Raw genomic sequence first — 24,712 nt, 5'->3', positions numbered from 1 at the left:
CAACCAAGCCCCTTATTGACCAGTACCTTCCACGCAACAAAAAAGGCGGCAGACACCGATGTGCCTACCGCCTTTCTCTCAATTATTCTTCTACCCTTTACACTGTCATTTTTACCGATATTTTTTATCAGTCTTTCTTCCACTTATACAGGTACCGATTGCCAAGCGCGGAGAATAATCCGCTCGTCGCCATCACGCCTTACCCAACCATCTTTTTCCATTCGATTGGCAAGTGGAATCGCATATTTTCGGCTTAGTCCAGCACGCGTTTTAATATCATTCATTGTGATACGGTCCAGTGCCTGATGATCCGCAACCACCGCTTGGACGATATCTTGATACAAGGCCATGTCATAATAAATCGTTTCATCTAGCGCTGTAATATACTTGTAGTGTGCCAGCTGACGCAGCCATTTCTTCCCGCCTGCCACCGATACCTTATTCAGCTCTAAACCCGTCTTTCCCAACGCTCGAATTTGCTCTAACAATGCCAATACCTCGGCAGGCAGATCGTCCTCATTATCACCCTGACCAAGACACCACTTACCTTGGCTTAAATGCACTTTATCTTGTTGCTTTATTGCCTGTACAATCACCGATAGTACTGCCTCATCCAACCGTAGTCGGCTGCCAATCTCGCCGATCCCCATTGCGCCTTTCTCGGCCAGCATGGTAAGTAGAGTATGCTCAATATCTACCAGCCATTCCGGTTGAAACATGAATGGAGCAAGATAACGGCCTTGATATTCCTTGATCATCCCGACCTTACTGGTATCAAAATATCCCTGAAGGTTAAGCAAGATCTGGAATTTAAGTTCCGGAGCCAAAACCGCCGGCAGTTGGTCAAGTTCATCATAGATCTGTCGTTTGCGTCCAGATGGAATAAAGTCACACCAAACCACCTCGCCGCCATGCAGCAAGCGACTTCCTCCTTTGAGAATAATCGCAACACGCTGAGCGAACTGAAGGGGTAACGGCTGCTTAAAAACTAACCGTGCCAATTGTGTATCGGGGATATAACAAAGCTTGGCAACACCGTGCCATGTGCCGATGGCCACCTCAACCTCACGCTGACGCCTAACCGGCAGTATCGTCTTGGTTTGACTGATACGCACAATGCAGTGTTCGGTCAATGGGATCACCAACTCACAACCGGTCAGGAGATGGCCCCGCCCGACATCCTTACGAGTCAGGCCTTTGACATTGACTGCAACCCGGCAAGTTCCCGATACCGAATCCAACTGTTGATGATAAGCCTGAATCGAGCGGACAGTCCCAACTTTTCCTTGAGGATAGCAGCGCACCTTATCGCCAATACGCAAACAACCTTGTGCCAAGGTACCAGTCACAACAGTGCCGATCCCATTAACAACAAAGGCCCGATCAACATATAGCAACGGTGAATTTCTACCGACAGACGATTCAGACTCTGGTTCGCTAGGCATTGGTACCTTGCATGTCCGGGTAATCGTCTCGATAACTAACCGCCGTAACGCAGATATATTATCTTGCTGCAGCGCCGAGACTGATATCAATTCCGGCACCAGATCCGTCATCTCCATGACATTTTCCAGCGCTTGTTCTTCTACTTCACTCAACCGCTCAGGCGAAACCTTGTCTCGCTTGTTTATGCACAAGATGATCTCTTCAATTCCCATTGCGTGAGCAACCTGAACATGGGAGGTCGTCATCGGCATCCAGCCTTCATCGGCTGCCACCACCAGAATTAACGCATTGAGATGCCATACCCCAGCAACCATATTGCGCAAATACCGCTCGTGTCCTGGCACATCAATAACGCCAATCGTATTGCCATGATCATCTTGAAAATGCGCGAAACCCAAGTCCTGGGTCATCCCCAATACTTGTTCATGAGGCCGTGCAGTAACAATGCCTGTCAACGCTTCAATCAACGCGGTCTTTCCATGATCAACATGGCCTGCTAACCCAATGACAGCCTGATAGGTAGGCACCACATTTTTTGTATGTATCATCGTGTATTCAACCTATTGACAGGAAACGTTGCAGGTAGTGTTCTATTTGCGCTTCAAAGCGAGGAAGATCATCATCAAGCAGCGTCGCCAAATTCAACATCAACCGATCAGCATGCAAATAAGCAATAATCGGCGTCGGCATTACCCGAAAGGCATCGAGATGTTGTTGTGCCTTCCCCGGAAGCGACAAGGCAAGACCGAAACAAGCATAGGTTTCGGATGGAATAGATCCCCCGCCGACCTGCATTTCCATCGAAACGACCTCAGCATACGGTGACCATTTTACTGTGAGGCGATCAGCCAAAATACGGGTATGTCGGCAACGCAGAAGAGTATGCTGTGCAACACCTTCACCTGAAGGTTCTTGATTGAGCTTTTTAACCAGTAACTCTTCCAGCAACGCCAGAACAATACGCCCGGCTCGGAATGCCCGCATCATCGGATTTTTCAACAACACTTGAGTTAAACCCTGACGCCCAGCAATTATCCCAGCTTGTGGGCCACCGAGGATCTTATCGCCAGAGAAGCACACCAGATCAGCCCCCATATGCAAATATCGGGAAAGTGACGTTTCGCTATTGGCGTATTGTTCTGATGACAAGCCTGAGCCTTGATCAACCACCAACTGAACATGCTCAGGTAAACGCTTGGCCACATCCTGAATATCCGGTGACTCGGTAAACCCTTGAATCGAAAAGTTCGACTGGTGCACCATTAATACCATCGCGGTATTATCGGTGAGCGCATTGATATAATCATCGCTGGTGGTGATATTGGTGGTGCCCACCTCAACCAATTTACAACCAGACAACGCCAGAATATCGGGAATACGAAAACCACCACCAATCTGTATTTGCTCACCACGAGAAACAATTACTTCTTTGCCTGCGGCCAGTGCATGCAAAATCAAATAAAGAGACGCCGCGTTATTGTTGACGATGACACAATCTTCAGCACCCAGCCATGCATTCACTAACGTGGGTAACAAACCATTACGGCCACCACGCTTACCCGTAGCAAGTTCTAGCTCGAGGTTACTGTAGCCTGTATTCACCTCTCGTGCGCTATCCCAGAGTTCCGTTGCAATTGGCGAGCGGCCTAAGTTGGTATGTACTGCAATGCCGGTGGCATTAATCACTCTCACTTGGCGCTTACCCTGCTGAACCTCACAGGCTTTTATCACCACAGCGAGCACATCAACGCCTTCAACACCTTGCTCTTGAAATCGCTCAGACTGGCGAAGAAGGGCAAACTGAGAGCGAATAATGTCAGTCACAACAGGTCGGCTCAAGGCCAAAATGTATGTCTGTAGAGAAGGATATTGCAGAAGTTGTTCGACTTGAGGGAGACGATAATTAATTGCGGTGTTGACAGCCATTGGCGCATTCCTTGAACTGGTCCAGACATAACAATGACTATGCTTTTATTTCAAACATAGTTTGTACTGAAGGAGCCATTTTAAGCGCTTGAAATGGCGGAAGAGGCAGGAATTGAACCTGCCAGAGCCTATTCAGCTCACATCGGTTTTGAAGACCGAGAAGGCCACCAGACCTCATCTCATTCCGAAACTGCGTGCATACTATGCGAAGGGCGTGAATATTTTATTGATCTGCATCATTCATCATACAAATCATCAAAGATTAATTATGATCAATAACTGAGACAAGATTGCCGGCATGCCATCACAAAGCGCATTGCTTTTATATCATCGTAGAATAACAGAGCTTGCTGAGCAGGAAGATATATCCAACGGGACTGACTCGGTAAGCTCTCTAGTACACGCTTAAGGTTCACAAGATTGCAGCAAATCTTCAGATCTGCCGTTAAAGGATGAGCCATTTTAATTGGAAACAGCGCCCCCACACCATCCTGATTCATTCCAAGCCTAAATTCATTATGAAAATTAGGATGAGAATGACTAAATGCAACCACATGCACAAGTTCTTTTTCTACACGATCGGCAATGGCAATATCCTCCAGTGTATTAAGTAATATCGGAGCCTGCAATGCACACCCAACCTCAGAAAAACTCGCATCAAGTCTCTTTTCTAATGCTTGACCGTCAATCGTCGGTCTCGCCAAATTAAGTAATAAGGCCCAATCAGGACGTTCAATCAACATGGCATTTTCTAGCAGACTTACAGTGATACTCCCTGGACAAAGCTGCAATAGCGGCTCCAATTTCATAGCCTGTTCATATGACAATGCAATAGTGGGTGAGAAAAACCGCTCCGACAGCAAGTAAGCATCAATACGGCAAGGTTGAATGATAGACACAGCATCTCCCGAGACTTGCCCCTGTATCGACACTTGTTCTTGGGTAAAATTCAAATGAAGATTAGGCACATCACCAATATTAAGTGGACTGTGTTTGATGTACTTCCCTACGCGTTCCAGGTGCTCCCCAAAAACTGCTGCTGCAAGCCTAACTGACAAGGTTTTATCGACCTGATACATCTCAAATTCACGGCTATACTCGTCAGAAAGAATCTCTAACCAATATTTAGAACTACTATCATCCGCTAAATAATGATCGAATAAATCAGGCTGTTTTTTAGGTTGAAGAGACTTAATATCAATCTTCCCATCTTCGATGGTCATCTGAACAGGCAACCCATACTGCAGTTTTTTTAGAATATTACTAAGACCCGAAGCTTTTACTTTATAGTGCAAGGCTTGTAGCATGGGAGGGCCCAGTAATTGCCAAACATAATGCAGTTGTATATTGCTCTTCGCCCCTATACTGCTAATCAACGAGAGCACCTTATCGCCAGGTTGTACCGTTAGCATGACAAATGGGTGTTCTGAATCAGTGATCACTTTATGCAAGAAATGCAGCACCTTTTTATCCCAATCCGAAGCTAATGTCAGCGTTATTGTCATCGAATGACTCCTTGTTCATGTCCCTTTTTCTCACTCACCTTTAACTCTTTGACCATTGAAGGTGAAATCAGCAAGGATGTGCGACAATAATCCTCGTAAGCCATAATCAACCCTGCAATCGCATCAATATCATTCCATAATGGCCAAGCAAAACGGAAAGGTTTAACTGTGGCACTGACACGCTTACTCTCGCTAGGCACCCAGTGCACTTTATAACCATGTCGAGTAATGGTTCGATGCCACATAGAAGCCGTTGGACTCTGTGTATCTTGCGCATGAATGGCAAGTGTCAAGCCCTGAAGCCCCAACACTCGGTAGCCGTATAACACGCGATTCAGTACCCTAATCGCCATAATGGATTTTTCGGTACGACAATAATGCCGCAAGGTCGACAATCCCCTCAATGCCACACGCGTCCGAGTAGGCCAAGCGATCTCGAGAGATTGACACAAACGCAACCAAGCCGGTTGCTGTCGAGCAATCACTGTCAGTGAAGGTAATGATGTATTAGACTGTTGTAACCAAGCCAAAAAGCAGGGGGACAAATTACAATCCGCCGTCCCTAAAGAAACATGACGCACTTCTAAAGCGAAGAGACTAAAAGGTAATACAGTCGCCACTGATGTCGTCACCGAAGGCGCATCCACCTGCGAAAAGCATTGGCAGCCGACAAGTCGCTTAATCGCAATGCTCAATAAGACTTCTGGAACAATCTCTCCTACTTTACAGTCATTTAGTGAAGGTGCTCTGCGATAGTCATCACCGAGATAGCGATTAGACATTGAGCCTACGACTTCTTCTTCACCTATCAATGGAGAGACAAAAACATGCTTTTGCTGTGTAAAAGAATAATTAGAATTCGATAGCCAACGTCGCACCTCACGTTTACTTAATTGACATGACGCTGCAGTCAACTGTAGTGCTAGCCAGTCAAGTAAATGTAGATAGACTGTCAGGGTTGTTGCCGGTCCCGCATGTCCAATACGTTCACTGATCCACTCTAAAATGGGGAAGTACAGTGACACAGGTGAACCAAGTGACACTAACATCGCTCGAATCTCCTCCAATTGAGGCGACTCAAACAGAGCATGACGCAAAAAGTACGGTCGAGATGGCGGTTTAAAATCAAATGCCAGCATACTTAACATCACCAACCAGTTATTTGCACCGCTGTGACGCAAGCTATGCGTCACTATTGTTGGATCATTCATCGCCTGACGGAGAAAGTCGATAAACTGTGTCTCTAGGCTTGCATAATGCCAATCATCAAACAATGGTGTACTCATGGCGGCATGTCGTTCCCATTGTTTGTCGCACTGAGCACTTAACGCCTTCACCACAAAGGGCGGCAATAACGCCAACGGGATTTTACGCTCTGCATGTGGTGACTTACGACGTTTGGCGTTCGTAATATAGAGCATTCCAGCATCAAAACAGATCTCATTGCAATTCAGTGATAATGCTTCATCTTCACGCAATCCAGCGTAATAACAGAGCTGCATAAACAACACAATTTGGTGTTCATATCGCCCTTTGTTCATCACAAAATGCAGGCAGACCTCATCAAAAAGAGCCGGAGGTAAATAATTAGCACGTACCCGCCCCAGTGAATTCAACACCGTCAATTCATCCAAATCTAATATAGGCAAACCCTGATGCTGTTGGCAAAACTGTAAAAATCGTAGCACCGTATACTGAGAGTCTGTTTGTTCAAACTGCGTTAACCCACTCTGGCAACATTCGGTAAAACCCTCGGAAGATAACTCAAAAACAGCATCCTCATCCCAAGTCGTTCTAATAAAAGTACTCAGGCTAGAATGGTAAGTCAGCAAGGTACTGGCGGCCAATTTTGATTTCCATGCCGAGCCATGTGCAAACAATGCCGTCAGCCAACGAAGTACCAATAGGCTCGCACGAGACATTGGCTGTTGAGTCAGTGCAATAAGTTGTTGTTGAGTTTGTCGGTAACATCGCTTTTGACGGTTATCTTTAGGGTTAAGTCGTTGATAGTCAGAAAGGCAAATACGAAATTGATGATGGAGAGCCGCCTCTTGTTGGAAAGAATAGGATCCCTCAATAGCTGGTAATGGCGTAACAGATAAAGTATGCCCTTTAATGGCTGACACCGGTAAACAATGCCCAGTAAAGGCACGGACCATGATAGGGTCTAGCAAGGGGGTATAGCTCGCCCATACTCCACGTAACCCAATACTGCGGGTTAGCAAACCAATATCCCTCACTAGCTCACTCACCCGAATACGACCCAGCAGCTTTCGCTCCCACGATTCGACAGTACGTTGAATAACACGCTTAAGCCAAGCCTTGATACAGCGTTGGGGATCACGTTTGAGTGTCGTCCAAATAGGCTGTGGGGATAAATAACTCAGTAAAGCACTGCCGATCGGTCCCAACCAAATACGTGTCACTTCATCGGGCAAATAAAGGGTTAACGCCGCAGGTGATTGTAGCCCGATCCATTGTGATAATGGTGCTTGGCACATTGCCTTGAGGGTACCTAGCGACTCTATCCCACTTTCCCAAGCCACCAATAACAACCACCGCCCACAAGCTGCTTCATCCGTATCTTGCTCTTTTCCTTCAATGGGTGAGCGTAACAAGTCTGCGGTCAAACGTTCAACACACCCTACAGGCAGGTGATATTGGGCCACTGTCGGCGTATCCAAAGGGAGAGGACGCCAAACCGCAGGCTGACGCAGTAATGGATTCGTCAAGACTTGTTGCTCCCACAGCAACAGCAGTACTTGGTGATAAGCCGTTAACGCGTCACTGGTCGCTGCCGTGCGATAGAAATCGCCCGCCACTTTTACAAGTGCATTATCTGGCAGTGGCACTTCACCGAGAGTTTTCGAGGCATTCTGGGTAAGCCAGGTCAAGGCAGCAGGGAGCGCTTCACGTACCAGCCGTGGCTCACGGGCTAAACGCTCCTCAAAATACGCCAACCAATCACGCATCTCTCCCCCCTAACAGCCAATCTAGAGCCGCTTCAGCTTGCTCATCATATTCTTCAAATCTCGCGACCACCCGTTTTAATCGCAGCTGTTGGTGGTAGGCTAATTGGTTAAGAGAAAGCAATGAGAACAGCCCTATCGGACTTTGTCCGCGCTGAAAGTGGTTCATCAAGACATTTAAATCCGTTTGCGCAAAATGAGATTGATTTGCTTTAAGCCACAAAGATGCACTTATATGGCGTAAACCGCCTAGATCCAACTCTCCAACATATGTATTAAGTAAGCGTTTAACGATATTTTGATCAAGGGGTTGCCATTGCTCACCATCAAATACATTTAAACCAACCAGTGCTCGAGATTGACTAAGCGGAAGCAATCGCTGCTGCCAACACTGATATTGACTCAGTAGCTGCAATAATTTGGGATCCGCCACTAATACCCGTCGTTCATCATGATGATGACTTCGTTTATCTTGCACCGTGAGCAATCCGGTCTGGAACGCAATATGATCCAACGTCGGGTACGGGTGTTCTACTGGTCTTAATGCGAGTGTCATCGCCGCGCGTAGATGAAGATAAAGCGTTAAACGTTCACTCCACATCTGCCGGTGATTAGAAGGTAACTGTAAATAAGACGAAGGGCGGTGTTGCAGCGGCATTAAGATAGCAGACAATATGAGAGGAAGAAGCTCTTCGCGTAACGTCAACGCCGAACCGACCTGATCATGAAAACTCCCCATTCCCAGCCTCTCACTCGTATGAGTTTCACGGCTTGAATCAAACGCTTTCGTCGCACCTATCTCATCCAAGAATACTTGCCAATACCGGCGAATTTGTTGATTAGAGGCAGTCGCTTCTTGGTTGATATAATACGACTGCATGCAACCTTGACTGATCAACTGACCTAGCGTGGAATCAGGTACCTGCCCATGAGAAAAATGCAGAAACGTCCGGTGTAAAGCCGATATCGTGAGATGAAAAGGCACCAGCGGCTTTACTGCCCGAATATGCATGCTCAGCCACTTACGGTATTGCTCGGATGAAATAGACAACGTCTTCGTTAAAGAGGTACCGTGACGTTGATGGCTCGGTACATCACGTAAAACCAGATTAAACAAACTCTGCAATGGCCAAGGTAGGGACAAAGAAAAGCTTGGTTGATGAGTATAATACCGTTTATCCCCTACCTCTGGTTGTTTTCCCTTGACGAGATCCGCAGGTAATTGCAAGACCACATTACAGCCTTCACGGGTGTCAAATTCATAGCTAAAATAAGGCGGCGACGGCTCATTACCCGTAGTGCTACGACGATTATGTAGCGGGGTATCACAACTAGAATGCCCCAATAGATTAAGCCAAAACAGCAGCCAATATTTACGTTCTGCTTTGGTTATTGACAGCCACTTCCCTTCCAACAAGGGGGGACATGTCAAGGTAAGAAAAACGCGGCACTCGCTAGGGGTCAAAACAGTTTGACTGGCAGGTAACGCTTTATTCGCTCGCCCAATAGCACGCACGATGCCTCTTCCTTGATTCGAAAATTTCCGTTTGGCGGCCTTATCATTCAACACCTGATTAGCCGTCAATGTTATCCAACTTTCTCCCTCATTCCCTTCTTTGTCACAGGCAGTATTCAGCGTTACGGTCAGATCCTCATTATCCACTACGGTAGCAGTATGAATATTGACTCCCTGATACGGGAATTGACGTGTACGTTTTATTCGATTTTTCACATACGGTGTTAGAGGAGCAAGAAAAGAATGCGTATTTAATGCTTGTATCAATCCATGTTGGCTACCATGAGTCAGCACGCCTACATCAATGAAGGGGACATCTGCAGGATATGCTGCTCGCAACTTATCAAACAATAAATAGGCTTCATATACATCAGGACCTAGCGCACGAAAAATTCTGACTAGCAAACATAACCAGAACACCTGCATCATTTCGTCTTCATTGCCAATCAACAGCAGACTACAGAAAAGTGGGTAATGTGTTAGATAAGCATGAAGTTGGCGACGATCTTGGGGGAGTGAGGAACACTCATCAAGCTCATCAGGTAATAAAGCTTCAAGCTGTAACGCCAACTGTTCTCGTTGGCGTTGATAGTAAACATTGACCTCCGGCTCAAAGACGCAGCAATAATGATGGAAGTGTTGATATAGTGAAATCGCGTGGGAGATATATGGGCAATCGGGGGGAATTCGAAACAGCGACCACAGTAAGGTACCCTCTGGAACATCAATATAAATCCCGTCATGGGGCTGCTCGCGACATTCAGTAGCATCGTGCTGACTCGGGTACATATTCCCCCCTATTTATCAGGAATATTATTGGTCGAGGTTGAAAAATCCACTTTCGATGGAGGTTCAGGCCACATTTCATCACGACTCGGCTGACAGCGCGGTCTTAGCTTCTGAGGATGTTTGTAAAGTGAGGAACGATCACAGTTCAGTAGAAGAGATAATTCTGTTTTACTCAAGATGGGCTGGTAATCAAACGCCTGCTCCCACTCGCTATCAAGCCTGCCTAAGTCCATACTGCGATGACTATGAAGCAAATCAATCCATTGAGTTGATGCACTATGTTGTTGGATTTGTTGTAAGCTTTGTGCCTTTCCCTTTACCACCACAGATAGCTGTTCATCGGGGTGATATTGGGTCAGAACTGCTAATTCGGCAAGATAACGCACGGGGTAATAGTGCCGATTAAATGTCATCACAGGGACGGGAGTAATAGCATCAAGCAAACGCTCAAAAAACAATGTGGGAGATACACGAAAAGCGGACATTAGACGGTCAACATGGACCTCATCACGCAGTGACGACGGTAATAATTCGAGCTTACTCACAGATAATGTTTTGATTACCAGTTTTCCCATAACTACCTCTTACAAAGGCCCCATATATTAACAGATAGGACAATAGTCAACACGTTGCAATGCCGATATGGAAAATTGTGATTATTGTGAGAAAAATATCGATTTCTACGCGTTAATGAATAAAAGTAAAAGCAAGTCCCCCTTAAAGCAAAAAAGCGGCGCCTTCAAAGAAGACACCGCTTTTCAATAATTCGATGTTATTTAAATTGTATTTATTTGGTTAGCAATATAATGCGTCCATTTGAGTATCAGGTTCTACTTCAATCATCACGCGTATTAACAAGATTTCGTTGATAATGACTTCAAAAACTTAACACGTACGAGTGAGATATGACGCTGTGACTGACTTTTAATTTTATCTCGAATAAGTTTACTATCTTGTTTGTTCATCATTGAATCAATTTCCTACCATCTTTAATATGAATAAATGACGTTGTAGAAACAATGCTCTTATCAACACTGTTTAAACATTATGAAGCAGCAGAAATATCAGTCATCAACATGCCACTCGTACGCTAAGCGCGCTAGCCTACAGTTATGATACCTAACAATTCTAAGGCAAGTATAATGACGAGTGCTTATCCAGCAGTTAAGCCATTCTTATTAGACATCAGAAATTTCTCCCTCTGAAACGAAAAAAGCGGCGCCTTCTCTCGAAGACACCGCTTTTTAATGATTCAATGCTATTTAGGCAGCACTAACTTGATCAGCAATATGTTGCGCCCATTTTTGCGCATCAGATTCCGCTTCAACCATTACGCGAATTAAGGGTTCGGTTCCTGATTTGCGTAACAAAATGCGACCTGTAGGTGTCTCAGTCCCCACTTCCAACGCTGTTTCTGCTTCACGCAACGCAGTTTGTACCGCTTCAGAGCTTAATGGATCAGTATCACCACTGAATCGAACATTCACCAATACCTGCGGCATCATTGGCATTTCAGCGACCAAGGTATCCAGCGTTTTGCCGCTGCTCATGATCACTGCTAACACTTGTAGTGCCGCCACAATGGCATCCCCCGTTGTCACTTGCTGACGACAAATTACATGACCGGAATTCTCACCACCAAACCACCACTGTCTTTCCAGCAGTTGTTCCATGACATACCGATCGCCGACATTCGCGCGAACAAAAGGAATACCCAGTTTCGATAACGCCACTTCTAAGCCCATGTTCGACATCAAGGTGCCTACCACGCCGCCTTTAAGCTCACCTTTGATCAACGCTTGTTTTGCCAATACAAATAACAGCTGATCGCCATCAATCACATTGCCCTGGCTATCCACCATCATAATGCGATCGCTATCACCATCGACTGCAATGCCTAGGTCTGCACCCTTTTCAACGACCGTTGCCTGTAATAAGCCCAACGATGTCGCCCCACAGTTGTCATTGATATTCAAGCCGTTCGGCTGATTACCAATAACGTGAATATCAGCGCCTAGCTCACTAAAGACAGCTGGTGCAATATGGTATGCCGCGCCATGCGCACAATCGACAACCAGTTTTAATCCAGCTAACGAAAGCTCTGAGGGGAATGTCCCTTTACAGAATTCAATGTAACGACCTGCGGCATCATCCATTCGCATGGCTTTACCTAACAGATCAGAGCTCACACACGTCATTGGCTTATCAAGTTCCGCTTCAATCGCTAACTCAATCTCATCCGGTAACTTTTCGCCCAACGCAGAAAAGAATTTAATGCCATTATCATAATACGGGTTATGTGATGCACTGATCACAATGCCCGCTTCCGCACGGAATGTTTTGGTTAAATACGCCACTGCAGGCGTGGGTAATGGTCCCGTTAACACCGCATTAATCCCAGCGGCGGCTAAACCAGCTTCTAATGCTGATTCCAGCATGTAGCCTGAAATGCGGGTATCTTTACCGATGATAACTTTCTTTGTGCCTAATCGAGATAGAACACGCCCAGCAGCCCAGCCAAGCTTTAATGCAAAATCAGGTGTGATTGGGTAGTCACCCACTTTTCCGCGAACACCATCAGTGCCAAAATATTTTCTAGTCATAATAATTATCTATTCTTCATGTGGAATGTTAATTGCCATCTAACGTTATTTCTTAATCGGTCTTTGCCAATTTTGAATCGTTCGAGCAGGAATACGGGTGATCACCAATTCATTTTCACCGACATTTTTACTGATCGTGGCGCCCGCACCAATAGTCGCACCGCTTGCGATGGTAACAGGTGCAATCAATTGAGAATCAGAACCAACAAAGACATCATTGCCAATCGTGGTTTTGAATTTATTCACGCCATCATAATTACAGGTGATCGTCCCAGCACCGATGTTGACACGCTCACCGATATGACTATCACCCAAATACGTTAAATGGTTCGCTTTAGAGCCACTGCCTAGCTGCGTATTTTTGGTCTCCACAAAATTACCCACATGCGCATTATCCATCAACTTCGTGCCAGGTCGTAGGCGGCTAAAAGGTCCGACAGTACAAGATTGCCCCACCGTCGCACTATCAATCACACTGTATGGACGCACTATCGTATTGTCAGCAATAGTACAGTTGCTCAGTATAGAGCCTGCACCAATGTGTACGTTATGACCGAGGGTAACCGCACCATCAATGACCACGTTGATATCAATCTCAACATCAGTGCCGCAGATCAATTCACCGCGTAAATCAAAGCGGGCAGGATCGCGTAACATCACACCTGTAGCCAATAAACGCTCTGCTTGAATACTTTGGTAGGCGCGTTCTAATCTCGCTAACTGAACGCGATTGTTTACTCCTTCGACTTCAATTGGGTTAACAGGATGAACCGCATCAATCGCACGACCTTCATCATGAGCAATGGCTATAATATCCGTCAGGTAATACTCGCCTTGGGCATTATCATTGCTCAATTGTGATAACCAACGCTTTAAGTCACCACCATTGGCAACCAGTACACCGGTATTCACTTCATTAATTAATTTTTGCTCTTCTGTTGCATCTTTTTGTTCAACGATCGCAACTACAGGGCCATTACGGCGAATAATGCGTCCATAACCTTGCGGATCATTAAGCACCACGGTTAATAACGCAATTCCACCTGTTGGTTGTGCATCCAACAAGTTTTGTAACGTCTCACAGCTAATAAGCGGTACATCACCGTACAAGATCAGGACTTTTTCATCATCGGCTAAATACGGGGACGCTTGATCAACCGCATGCCCAGTTCCGAGCTGTTCCGCTTGTAGCACCCAATTTGCAGGTTGATCAGATAAAGTAGCCTCCATCTGTTCACCACCATGACCGTAAACCAAATGCAATTGATTGGCCTGTAATTCTCGGCAGGTTTGCATCACATGCGTGACCATAGGCTTACCCGCCAAAGTATGCAAAACCTTTGGCAAGTCTGAATACATCCGCGTGCCTTTGCCAGCCGCAAGAATAACCGCGCTAAAGCTCATATTTAATCCTTCATTCGCTTTCAACTATAAAACGCTATAAAACAAAAAGAGCGATAACCCTATACGGTTTATCGCTCTTTCATTACCCATTTCACACTCTGTGATTATTTGCTCGCTTCACTCTCATCAAGGTTAAGCTGGATAGGCCCTGTTTTACCGAATAGTTTGTGTACCCAAGTGGTGACTTTCCAAATGTGGCTGATCGTCCAAAAATACACCGCAAATACCGTTAAGAAACTACCAAACATCACGGTTTCATTAATTTGAGTAATATCAGACCAAATCCCCACACCGGCCATGATTGACGCACACAGGCAAATCACAAACAATGACATATGTGATGACAGACCAATACGCTGACAAATATGGTGCAGGTGCTCACGATCCGGCTTAAACGGTGATTGTCCTTTACGAATACGACGTACCATGATGGTAGCCATATCCATCAACGGTAGGGCGATAACCCACAATGCCGTCACAGGACGGATCGGCGTCGAATTCACCCCTTGAGTAGCTTCAATTAGCAACCAAATAACGGTAAAGCCAATAAAGATACTGCCCGCATCGCCCATGAAGACTTTAAAGCGGCGACCCAATGGAAAACCAAGGTTCAATAAAATATACGGGATCATCGCGGTCACCAATAAACCACAGACCAAGGCCAATTCGGTATTACCGTCGATAAGGAATAAATAACCTAGGGCACCAAACGTCACTGACGCTAATCCCCCCAGTAAACCATCGATACCATCTACCATGTTGAACGCATTGATGGCTCCAATAACAGCAAAAATAGTAATAAATGCACTGGCAATGGGTGATAGTTCAATCGCTTCACTGCCCATGAGGTAACCCAGGCTGTGTAAGCTCTTATCACCAATGAGTATCATGGCGAGCGAGACCCCCGCTTGGATCACCAAACGGATTTTAAAACTGATGTCATAACGGTCATCAATCACGCCCATCACGACTAAAATCGTGGCACAGATCAAAAACAGCACGAGGCCAGAATCAATTTCCGTAAAGAGCAAAAAAGTAATGGCGAGCGTAAAGAAGATAGACACCCCACCGACTAACGGCACCACGCCTTGGTGATGCTTACGGGCATTGGGTTTATCCACTAACCCTACAACCTTGGCGACTTTTCGAAATACAAACAAACTGCAAAACGATGTTATAAAAACAAAGATAAATGCATTAATCATAATAGTGAACTTACTAAAAAGGGAGATGGGTAAAGGTTGTGATAACGCGAAACTAGACACTAGAAACGCATTATTAATTCAACAATGGTTGTTAGCTGACCAGTTTTAAGGTGTCATCTTCTTTCATTAACGTTTGTAGGTACTGTTTAAAGTCATCACCTAATGACTCATGGCGCACCCCGTATTCAACGAAGGCTTTCAGGTAACCTAATTTATCCCCACAATCGTGAGATTTACCCGTCATGTGAAACGCTTCCACCGTTTCATCGGCCATTAGCATATCAATCGCGTCAGTCAGCTGAATTTCATCACCGGCGCCAGGAGGCGTCATCGCCAGCTTATCCCAAATTTTGGCCGATAAGACGTAACGTCCTACCACAGCTAAATTCGACGGTGCTTCTTCCATCGCCGGCTTTTCAACCATCGCCGTCATTGGATGAGACTCGCCACCTTTTAGAGCAGCACCATTACAATTGACCACACCGTACTTCGACACGTCGTGCATCGGTACTGGCTCCACCATAATTTGACTGGCTTGGGTGCTTTCATAGCGTGCTAACATCGCCGCTAAGTTTTCACGTGATTGATCCGCGGTATATTCATCTAAGATCACATCCGGTAATACCACCACGAACGGCGCATCCCCAATTAACGGTTTTGCACACAAGACCGCATGGCCTAACCCTTTTGCATGACCTTGGCGCACATGCATGATGGTTACATCTTTCGGGCAAATCGATTGGACGGCGTCAAGCAATTGACGTTTGACGCGTTTTTCAAGCGTGGCTTCCAACTCATACGACGTATCAAAGTGGTTCTCGATGGCATTTTTCGATGAGTGCGTCACTAACACGATTTCTTTAATGCCTGCCGCCACACATTCATTGACAATATATTGAATTAACGGCTTATCAACGATGGGCAGCATTTCTTTGGGGATAGCTTTAGTTGCAGGTAGCATACGTGTGCCGAGTCCTGCCACAGGAATAACGGCTTTGGTGATGTGGTGCATGTATAAATCCTTTTGAGGGATAACAGCTCTGCTGCACTCTATTAATAAGGTGCTTATCAGCATACTGTTTTAATGTGAGATATGACTACCGGCAAGCATTCACTTACCTGTCGAGATTATAAAGAATATTGTTTTTTAAGACAATGAAAGTGTCTCAAGAATGACTCACTAGAAAGCCCTCTTGTTATTAGGGGGAAATATAACAAGGGGCTAGCTACTTAATAGTATCGATACCAATAGATTCAACTATTGGCGGCGGCACGCAGTGTTTTAGTCGTTACCAAATAAATCGCGGGTGTAGACTTTGTCGACCACATCTGCCAACTCTTCGGCCATGCGATTCGAGACAATCACATCACACGATGATTTAAACTGCTCTAAATCGGTTAGTACTAACGAACGGAAGAATTCTTTTTCGTTCATTACCGGCTCAAAGATCACGACTTCAATGCCCTTCGCTTTAAGGCGCTTCATGATGCCTTGAATACTTGAGGCACGGAAATTGTCGGAGCCTGACTTCATGACCAGGCGGTAAATACCGACACGTCGTGGGTTGCGTTTAATAATCGAATCGGCAATAAAATCTTTACGCGTGGTATTTGAATCGACAATCGCCCCAATAATATTATTAGGTACATCCGCGAAATTAGCACGCAGCTGCTTGGTATCTTTTGGTAAGCAGTAACCACCGTAACCAAAGGATGGGTTATTGTAGTGACTACCAATACGTGGATCTAAACACACCCCCTCAATGATTTGACGGGAATTTAAACCATGGCTTTCTGCGTATGTATCTAACTCATTAAAGTACGAGACCCGCAATGCCAAATACGTGTTCGAGAACAGCTTAACCGCTTCTGCTTCCGTTGAATCGGTAAACAACACATCAATGTCTTGTTTAATCGCACCTTGCACTAACAAATTTGCAAAGACTTCGGCGCGCTCTGAGCGTTCACCAACGACAATACGAGACGGGTGCAAGTTATCATACAATGCACGCCCTTCACGTAAGAACTCGGGGGAGAACATCAGGTTGTCACAACACAACTCTTCTTTAATACGCGCGGTATAACCCACAGGTACCGTGGATTTGATCACCATCACCGCTGTAGGATTAATTGCCATCACATCTTTAATGACGGCTTCTACTGATGAGGTGTTGAAGTAGTTGGTTTCAACATCATAATCGGTTGGCGTCGCGATGATCACATATTCAGCGTCTTTGTACGCAAGTTCTTTATTTAACGTTGCGATAAAAGAAAGCGCATCATTATTTAGAAACTCGGTAATTTCGACATCAACAATCGGAGAAGTACGATCGTTAAGCATGTTAACTTTATCTTCGATAATATCAACAGCAATAACATCATTATGTTGCGCAAGCAGCATAGCATTAGACAGACCCACATAGCCTGTTCCCGCAATAGCAATTTTCATTTAAACCTAGCCTAGTTTTTATTTGTCATAAAATTCTTTATACCATTTCACGAACGCCGCAACGCCTTCTTTCACACCCACTTTGGGTGTGTAACCCGTAGCTTTAAACAAATCAGAAGTATCAGCATAGGTTTTATAAACATCGCCAGCTTGCATTCCGCGATAGTTTTTCTTCGCTTCAATACCGAGCGCATTTTCAATCTCAGAAATAAACTCCATAAGGTTGATCGGACTACCATGGCCAATATTGTATACAGCATAAGGCGCAGAGCTTGATGCCGGTGTACCTGTTTCAACCTTCCATTCATCATTGCGCATAGGAATAACATCAGCAATACGTACTACACCTTCGACAATATCATCGATGTAGGTGAAATCGCGCCACATATTACCACTGTTATTAATATCAATTGCTTCACCGTCTAGAATCTTTTTAGTAAAGATAAAAGGTGCCATATCAGGGCGGCCCCAAGGGCCATAAACCGTGAAAAAACGAAGACCAGTCGTTGGGATACCATAAAGATGTGAATACGAATGACTCATTAACTCATTGGACTTTTTCGTCGCTGCATATAAAGATACAGGATGATCAACAGAGTCCGATGTCTCAAAAGGTGTTTTATCGTTAAGACCATAGACAGAGCTTGATGATGCATACACAAGGTGTTCAATTTTATGATTACGACATGCTTCAAGTATATTCAAATGACCAATAAGATTTGAGTCTGCGTAAGCCATTGGATTTTCGATAGAGTAACGCACGCCAGCTTGGGCCCCTAAGTGAATCACACGGTCAAATTCATGTTCTTCAAACAAAGCGTCTAAAGGAGTTTTATTTGAAAAGTCTATTTTTACAAATTCAAAGTTATCATTTTTTATTCGTTCTAGTCGTGCAAACTTCAAACAAGTATCGTAGTAATCATTGTTATTATCAATGCCGACAACGGAATGTTTTCTATGAATCAGCATCTCAATAACGCGACTTCCAATAAAACCAGATGCACCAGTTACTAAATATTTCACAATGTCACCTCATATATTTATAAGCTAGAGATTTGATGAATGCAGGAGAGATCCTTAATATAAATAATAAGCCTGTATGAAAGATATTTCTAACTGTTAAAACATTTAGCTTTTTAAAAGCATACAAGCGCGAATTAAAATCATTAACGGCCTTATTAAAACCTCGTCTATGGTGGAAATCAGCGTCAATACGAAATTTTAATAAGGGTTCGTTTATATTAGCAAAACGCTTACCACCAGATAGTAAATCAACCCAAAGATAGAAATCCTGAGTGTTTTTTAATTCAGATTTATATCTATACCCATCTTCATTAAACACTCGCAAATTAAACATAACTGTAGGGTGATTAAAGGGACATTTTCTTATTATATTCCGACTAAGATCTTCATGCTTCGATGCCATTTTTTTGTAGAAAATCTCAACTCCATCATTTGTTATTTCAACAACATCAGAGCCAACAACAGAAATATCTGGATTATCTAACAAAAATTGCACTTGTTTTTCAAAACGTTTCGTCACTGAAATATCATCAGCATCCATACGAGCAAGAAAAGTATAACAATTTTTTAGGATTACTTTTTCTATTATCTCATTTAATCGATAGGCTAACCCTAAGTTAGTTACATTAAAGTTAATAAAAACATTACTAAAACAACTATATCTGATTAATAACTTCTTTAGTTCATTTGAAACCTCACCGTCAACCTCAATAAATAAATCAAAAGAAGAATATGACTGATGAAGTATGCTATCGATTGAAGCTTCGACAAAGTTCACACTGTCTGATTTATATATAGACATAGCAACTGCGATTTTATTAGATATATTCATAATTATTTTAAAAACAATCGTTTTAATGTGAACATTGTAACACGTTTAATCTTAGATTTATAAGATTCCAGTCTTGGTTTAAATGAAGAACCAACAAATGGGCTATCATTAATTACTTGCATTGATTTTCCATTGTATTTTAATAATAAATTTAAATTATCCAGCAAAGGTTTGTGGCTAAACCCCTTTAGAGAATCAGCTAGCTTTAAATTATTCAAACCTACAGGAGTTATTAAATTATCTACAGATTTAAACTCAGGAATCATTTTTTTTGATAACGAAACATAATATTCATTATACTTAGGAGAAATATCACTAAAATCAATTTCCACTAGTAAACCCTCTTTATTAAAGGCACCTTGATAATATTTATCCACATCACTAATTATAAAATCATTAAATAAAAAGTTACCTAACGAATAATATATAGACTGATTAGAGTATCTCTCAAAACATTGAATTGTATGCGTATGACCGCCTATAATTCCATTCACACCTAAATCAATTATTTTCCTTGCCAAGGATGCCTGATCATACGTAGGGAAAAATTCATTTTCAACTCCCCAGTGTGGTAATATATAAATATAGTCAACATGTTTTTTTAAGTTAATTACATCTTCCTTTATATTTTCGAATATTAATGGGGAAGGTCCACTGGTATTAATATTTGCATATGATTCTGAGTTAGAAGAATAACAACAATAACTGAGTAAACCTACTTTTTTCCCTCCCAGATCAAGAATAGCTGGCTTTCTAGCTTCATTTATATTATTGCCAGCTCCAAAAAAGTTGGAAGACAACCTATCTATCTCTTCTATCGATTCTTTTAATCCTTGTTCACCTTGATCAAGGATATGGTTATTTGCAAGATTAAAGAAATCACAGAAATCATATAAACTAGAAAGCTCTTTGAGATTAACAAGTGAAAATTTATTTTTGTTATCAAAAATCTTGTTATTAAGAAGAGGTGCTTCCAAATTTGCCACAATATAACCATCATAATTTTTCAAAAAAAAATACAATTTGGTTTTTTTAAATTTGTCAATATCATCAATTGAATATGAATCAGTACAGATATCACCTATAAATAATACTTTCATAGCCTATCGACCTCTAATAAATGAAGATATTGATTGAGCAAACAACATCTCAACATTATCAAAACTTTTATCTCTTTTTATTATTGATTCATGGCTATAGACATATTCATATTGTGCATTAATAGCTGTAGCCAGACCAAAATGAACAGATTGATATTCAATTATTGAGTATCCTAAACTAGATTCTGATATATCCAAGGAAACAAACGGGGTATTTAACTTCTTTCGAGTTTCAACTGCAAACTTTATGAGTTTATCATCTGCAACACAGTGATAATCAAACTTCCCACTTCCAGATGCTCTGAAATCATCATCTCTAGTAAAGCGTTTTAAAACAAAAACCTTATTATCAAAAACAAGAACTTTCCAATCAAATTTTAAATCAGGAATGAATTCCTGAAGAACAACACGACCAAACTTTAAAGGGTAAGATTGTGGGTGCTTAATATATTGCTTTATAAAGCTTCTTGCTATTTCAATGATACTTTTATTATGGAATATATAGTACCCCATATTAGTTCGTATCGATTTTTTCAAGTCACCTGACGTTTTAGCCAAAGTAACTCCTTTACTACCAAAACCAGCATAAGGTTTTACAACAACAGGTAGATTTGACTTTAATTTTTCACTATTATAATGAGATAGTATTTTTGACTTTGGAGTTGAAATTCCAACTCTAGATTTATAAAGTTCTTGATAATACTTATTCTCATGAGAAAGATAATGTTCAATACTTGGTAATAATATTCCACCACGGGCATTTATTTCAAAAGCAACATCAATAACAGCCAATTTATACTGCTCAATTTGAGATGAGCAAAAGAAAAAATAAACACCATCAATATCAATTGAATTATTTATTACTTTATTTGCAATGTCATCAAATGATAATACTTCACTAGAAATATCATTAGAAAAAAAATTAACCATAACAGAAGGGTCAATACCAATAGTTTCATGAAGCTTCTGCGGTATTATATTATTATAATTGGTTACAAATACTACTTTATTCATTACTACATTCCTTCTGATAAAATTTTGTTAACCAATATTTAGATATTGACCTAATATCATACTTATTCTGTACATTTTCTTTAGCTATATTTATATTATCTCTATACATCCCAAGAGAAAACTCATTAATAAATTTTGAATATTTCTCTAGATCCCCTTGAGCAACAGAAGGATAAAAATCACAAATAAACTCTTCATACCCATCAAATTGTGTTGTTAGTATAGGTAAATTCGAGAGCATAGCCTCGCATATAGTAAGAGGCATTCCCTCATAGGTTGAAGACATTAAATACAAATCACAAGCCAATGAATATCTATATATATCAGTCACATTACCAACAAGCTTGACATTATTCCCAACATCTAACTCTGAAATCATCTTTTTAATATTCTTCAATTCTGGTCCATCACCTAATATCAACAACCTTATTGTCTTATTATCATTTAAAGCTTTTTTGATAGATTTAATCATAAATTCATGATTTTTAACTTTAGCTAACCGACTAATTGCTAAACATATAAAGTCATTATCATTAAAGGCATACCGTTCAACAATCTCTTTTCTTAATTCCCTCCTATCATATTTATCAACATCAGGAATATGGAAACCATTTGGAACAGAAAAACTTTTATTTCCATTAAAAATACCACTATCAACATATCGATTTAATGCTAACTTACTAACATTTGTATTTAAATCAGAATATCGTTCTGTCATTTTATATAACATTTTAAAATGTTTAGAACCAATATTTGATGTGTGAGCAGTACTTATCAATCTAACAGATGAATTAAATATTAACTTATACAATCTAGCAACAATGATTGAGTGTGGTAAATGAGCATGAATTACATCCGGAGAGAAAGCTTTAATTTCTTTAGCTAAAGAAAAAAAGAATAACAATAGCCCTTTAATTGTGTTCATATTAAGACTTATCGTTTTAACATCTATCCTATCAAGGCATTGAACTAAATCAGAAGGATCATCTTTGAGCCTTATTAATAGGACTTGATTACCTTTATGCATTTCATTGCAAAGGGAAAAAACTTGTTTTTCAGCACCACCAGTACCGAAAGAATTGATTAAATATATTATTTTCATACATACACTTTATAATGTTTATAATTGACAATTAGATTTAAACTCACTAACCTAAAAAGAATAAAAATGATATATTCAATCATCCCCATTCTCTTTATAGAAAAACAAACATGATATTAACGGAATAAAGAAAATACCACTAAATATACTCATTTTAGTAAAAATTAAAGATGTGTAAACAATACGGCTAGAGATATTTTTAAGCAAGATAAAATAGATACCTAATACAAACGCCACGCCTAACAAACCAAACCTTAAAATAAATGAAATAAACAAACCGGCATCATCTATTGCAGCAGTTACATCTTTAAATTTTGAAAGGTTTATAAGTTTATTTAAGTCATACGAATACATCCCTTCCCCGAAATAAAAACGAGGATCATCAATACTTCTGGTTAAAATCATATTTACAATAGACTGCCTAATCATGAACGAGCCCGCTTCAGATACATTATCTACTGAAGAATATCTTTCCTGCTGAAAATTAAACGATGCTACTATAATAGGAGCTAAAAGCATAAACATGATAATTAATAACTTTGGCTTTTTAAATACGTTAACCTTGACTAAATAGCCGAATAAAAAAAACAAAGCACTGATTAGTGACGCTGTAGAAAATGTAAGAAAAACCGAAAATAGGACGAATGCATAAAATTTAGTCTGATTATAACCAATAATAAAAAGGGCTGACAATAAGGACAAAACAACCAGCCCATAATTAGACGGTTCGGTAAAAATACCAGTTGCTCTATAATAACCTAAAAAAAGACTTCGTTGTGACTCACCAGTAAAAAAACCAACTATGTCAATTTGAATATTAAAAATATAGAACGCTAACACTTGTATGTAAAATATAGTAACATGAAAAATCAACAAAGCCTTAATAGCTTGAATTAGTCTATTTTTATCAAACACTACAAATATCATTAAAATACTAACAATTAAGACAACACGTCCTAAATACTTATTAAGTAAAAGCCCCTTATCAAAATCCATAATTAAGAAATAATCAGGAAAAAACAAACTCAAAGCAGTGTAAAACAAAGTAACAAGCGATAGAAATGATAAAAAAACAATCACTTTAAAATTAACACTGTAACTCTTCCTGTAAATTAACATGTAGAAAATACACAGAAGTAACGATATTAATGGAGTTTCCTTTCCGTAATTTATTAATGTAAAAAAAAATAGAATCAAAAGCTCCAATACAAACTTTGGTGATTTAAGCAATAGCATTTTAGCCCCGTTGCATTTAGATTAATATTTTCACAATCTTATTAACTTTCACAATTATAACACCAACTACTGCTGATATGAAAATGGCGATTAATGAAATCATTGATTCATCAAAGATGAATGTTTTTCGCACCACAATCAAAACAAACTGATGTATAAAATAAATTGCAGATGATAATTGAGCTAAATTTAAAAAAACTTCAGTGTTTATGCTATTCCCCATCAATACAAACAGGAAAATAAAAGGACATAATATTAGTAATGACAATAAGATATCAACACCAACTACATCCCCATAAAGTTTATAGTTAAAATAAGTTTCAATAAGCATTATTATAAAACTTACAATTAGCATTGGTAAAACTAATGGTTTTATTTTACGAAAAAAAACCTCATATTCAGCTAACACATTACCTAAAATAAAAAATGGCAATCCAAAAAATAAAAAATTCCTATACAAATAGCAGTCTCTTATACACATATGACTCTTCTCACGTATCTTCGACCGAAGTAATCAATGCTGGATACAGTAGGATAAAATAAAAATACAGCAAAGAAATCATAAGAAATTAAAGACAAGAGATCAGTACTTT

18 protein-coding genes and 1 tRNA gene are annotated in these 24,712 nt (G+C 41.2%); all 19 read right to left on the bottom strand.

All coding sequences use genetic code 11. From position 1 onward, the window contains the following. Positions 1-143: 143 nt before the first annotated feature. The 19 genes from C9J48_RS17815 to C9J48_RS17725 all read right to left on the bottom strand — a co-directional run bounded on the left by C9J48_RS17815 (position 144) and on the right by C9J48_RS17725 (position 24,579). Positions 144-1,994 carry a SelB domain-containing protein gene (locus C9J48_RS17815; protein ID WP_006232932.1) on the bottom strand — a complete coding sequence of 617 codons (1,851 nt, stop codon included), beginning with the start codon at positions 1,992-1,994 and terminating at the stop codon, positions 144-146. A 7-nt stretch (positions 1,995-2,001) separates the two neighbouring features. Beyond that, positions 2,002-3,372 carry an L-seryl-tRNA(Sec) selenium transferase gene (selA, locus tag C9J48_RS17810; RefSeq protein ID WP_006232931.1) on the bottom strand — a complete coding sequence of 457 codons (1,371 nt, stop codon included), beginning with the start codon at positions 3,370-3,372 and terminating at the stop codon, positions 2,002-2,004. A 94-nt stretch (positions 3,373-3,466) separates the two neighbouring features. Continuing rightward, a tRNA-Sec gene (locus C9J48_RS27955) sits at positions 3,467-3,558 on the bottom strand. Positions 3,559-3,644: 86 nt separating this feature from the next. Further along, positions 3,645-4,877: a hypothetical protein gene (locus C9J48_RS17800; protein WP_006232929.1), complete on the bottom strand. Its 1,233-nt coding sequence runs from the start codon at positions 4,875-4,877 to the stop codon at positions 3,645-3,647. After that, on the bottom strand, positions 4,874-7,849 hold the full coding sequence (locus C9J48_RS17795; protein WP_006232928.1) for a tyrosine-type recombinase/integrase: 2,976 nt from the start codon (positions 7,847-7,849) through the stop codon (positions 4,874-4,876). The genes C9J48_RS17800 and C9J48_RS17795 overlap by 4 nt, the downstream gene beginning before the upstream one ends. Continuing rightward, positions 7,842-10,151 carry a hypothetical protein gene (locus C9J48_RS17790; protein WP_006232927.1) on the bottom strand — a complete coding sequence of 770 codons (2,310 nt, stop codon included), beginning with the start codon at positions 10,149-10,151 and terminating at the stop codon, positions 7,842-7,844. Before C9J48_RS17790 ends, C9J48_RS17795 begins: the two co-directional genes overlap by 8 nt. Before the next feature lie 8 nt (positions 10,152-10,159). Then, positions 10,160-10,726: a hypothetical protein gene (locus C9J48_RS17785; RefSeq protein WP_006232926.1), complete on the bottom strand. Its 567-nt coding sequence runs from the start codon at positions 10,724-10,726 to the stop codon at positions 10,160-10,162. A gap of 687 nt (positions 10,727-11,413) precedes the next feature. Then, a complete protein-coding gene (gene glmM / locus C9J48_RS17780; RefSeq protein WP_006232925.1) occupies positions 11,414-12,754 on the bottom strand; it encodes a phosphoglucosamine mutase in 1,341 nt (446 codons plus the stop codon). Between the two features lie 45 nt (positions 12,755-12,799). Further along, the gene (glmU, locus tag C9J48_RS17775) at positions 12,800-14,158 is read right to left on the bottom strand and encodes a bifunctional UDP-N-acetylglucosamine diphosphorylase/glucosamine-1-phosphate N-acetyltransferase GlmU (RefSeq protein WP_006232924.1); all 1,359 of its coding nucleotides are present in this window, start codon (positions 14,156-14,158) and stop codon (positions 12,800-12,802) included. 104 nt (positions 14,159-14,262) lie between these two features. Further along, the gene (wecA, locus tag C9J48_RS17770; RefSeq protein WP_006232923.1) at positions 14,263-15,363 is read right to left on the bottom strand and encodes a UDP-N-acetylglucosamine--undecaprenyl-phosphate N-acetylglucosaminephosphotransferase; all 1,101 of its coding nucleotides are present in this window, start codon (positions 15,361-15,363) and stop codon (positions 14,263-14,265) included. A 91-nt stretch (positions 15,364-15,454) separates the two neighbouring features. Continuing rightward, the gene (gene galU / locus C9J48_RS17765; RefSeq protein ID WP_006232920.1) at positions 15,455-16,375 is read right to left on the bottom strand and encodes a UTP--glucose-1-phosphate uridylyltransferase GalU; all 921 of its coding nucleotides are present in this window, start codon (positions 16,373-16,375) and stop codon (positions 15,455-15,457) included. 270 nt (positions 16,376-16,645) lie between these two features. Further along, positions 16,646-17,812 carry a nucleotide sugar dehydrogenase gene (locus C9J48_RS17760; protein ID WP_006232919.1) on the bottom strand — a complete coding sequence of 389 codons (1,167 nt, stop codon included), beginning with the start codon at positions 17,810-17,812 and terminating at the stop codon, positions 16,646-16,648. A gap of 18 nt (positions 17,813-17,830) precedes the next feature. After that, positions 17,831-18,835 carry an NAD-dependent epimerase gene (locus tag C9J48_RS17755; RefSeq protein ID WP_006232918.1) on the bottom strand — a complete coding sequence of 335 codons (1,005 nt, stop codon included), beginning with the start codon at positions 18,833-18,835 and terminating at the stop codon, positions 17,831-17,833. Between the two features lie 4 nt (positions 18,836-18,839). Next, positions 18,840-19,667, bottom strand: a complete 828-nt coding sequence (locus tag C9J48_RS17750) for a glycosyltransferase (RefSeq protein WP_006232917.1) — start codon at positions 19,665-19,667, stop codon at positions 18,840-18,842. Between the two features lie 2 nt (positions 19,668-19,669). Then, entirely contained in the window at positions 19,670-20,767 is a 1,098-nt protein-coding gene (locus tag C9J48_RS17745) for a CapA family protein (protein WP_006232916.1), read from the bottom strand. Between the two features lie 3 nt (positions 20,768-20,770). Next, on the bottom strand, positions 20,771-21,781 hold the full coding sequence (locus tag C9J48_RS17740) for an ATP-grasp domain-containing protein (protein ID WP_006232915.1): 1,011 nt from the start codon (positions 21,779-21,781) through the stop codon (positions 20,771-20,773). Then, the gene (locus tag C9J48_RS17735) at positions 21,774-22,883 is read right to left on the bottom strand and encodes a glycosyltransferase (protein WP_006232914.1); all 1,110 of its coding nucleotides are present in this window, start codon (positions 22,881-22,883) and stop codon (positions 21,774-21,776) included. The genes C9J48_RS17740 and C9J48_RS17735 overlap by 8 nt, the downstream gene beginning before the upstream one ends. 75 nt (positions 22,884-22,958) lie before the next feature. Beyond that, entirely contained in the window at positions 22,959-24,119 is a 1,161-nt protein-coding gene (locus C9J48_RS17730) for a hypothetical protein (RefSeq protein ID WP_006232913.1), read from the bottom strand. Positions 24,120-24,135: 16 nt separating this feature from the next. Next, complete coding sequence (locus C9J48_RS17725) at positions 24,136-24,579, bottom strand: acyltransferase family protein (protein WP_146151660.1); 444 nt, start codon at positions 24,577-24,579, stop codon at positions 24,136-24,138. Between the last annotated feature and the right edge of the window lie 133 nt (positions 24,580-24,712).

Source organism: Photobacterium profundum (assembly GCF_003026285.1).
Taxonomy (GTDB): domain Bacteria; phylum Pseudomonadota; class Gammaproteobacteria; order Enterobacterales; family Vibrionaceae; genus Photobacterium; species Photobacterium profundum.
The sequence above is the reverse complement of the archived record's forward strand: the minus strand, read 5'-3'. Positions and strand labels throughout refer to the sequence as shown.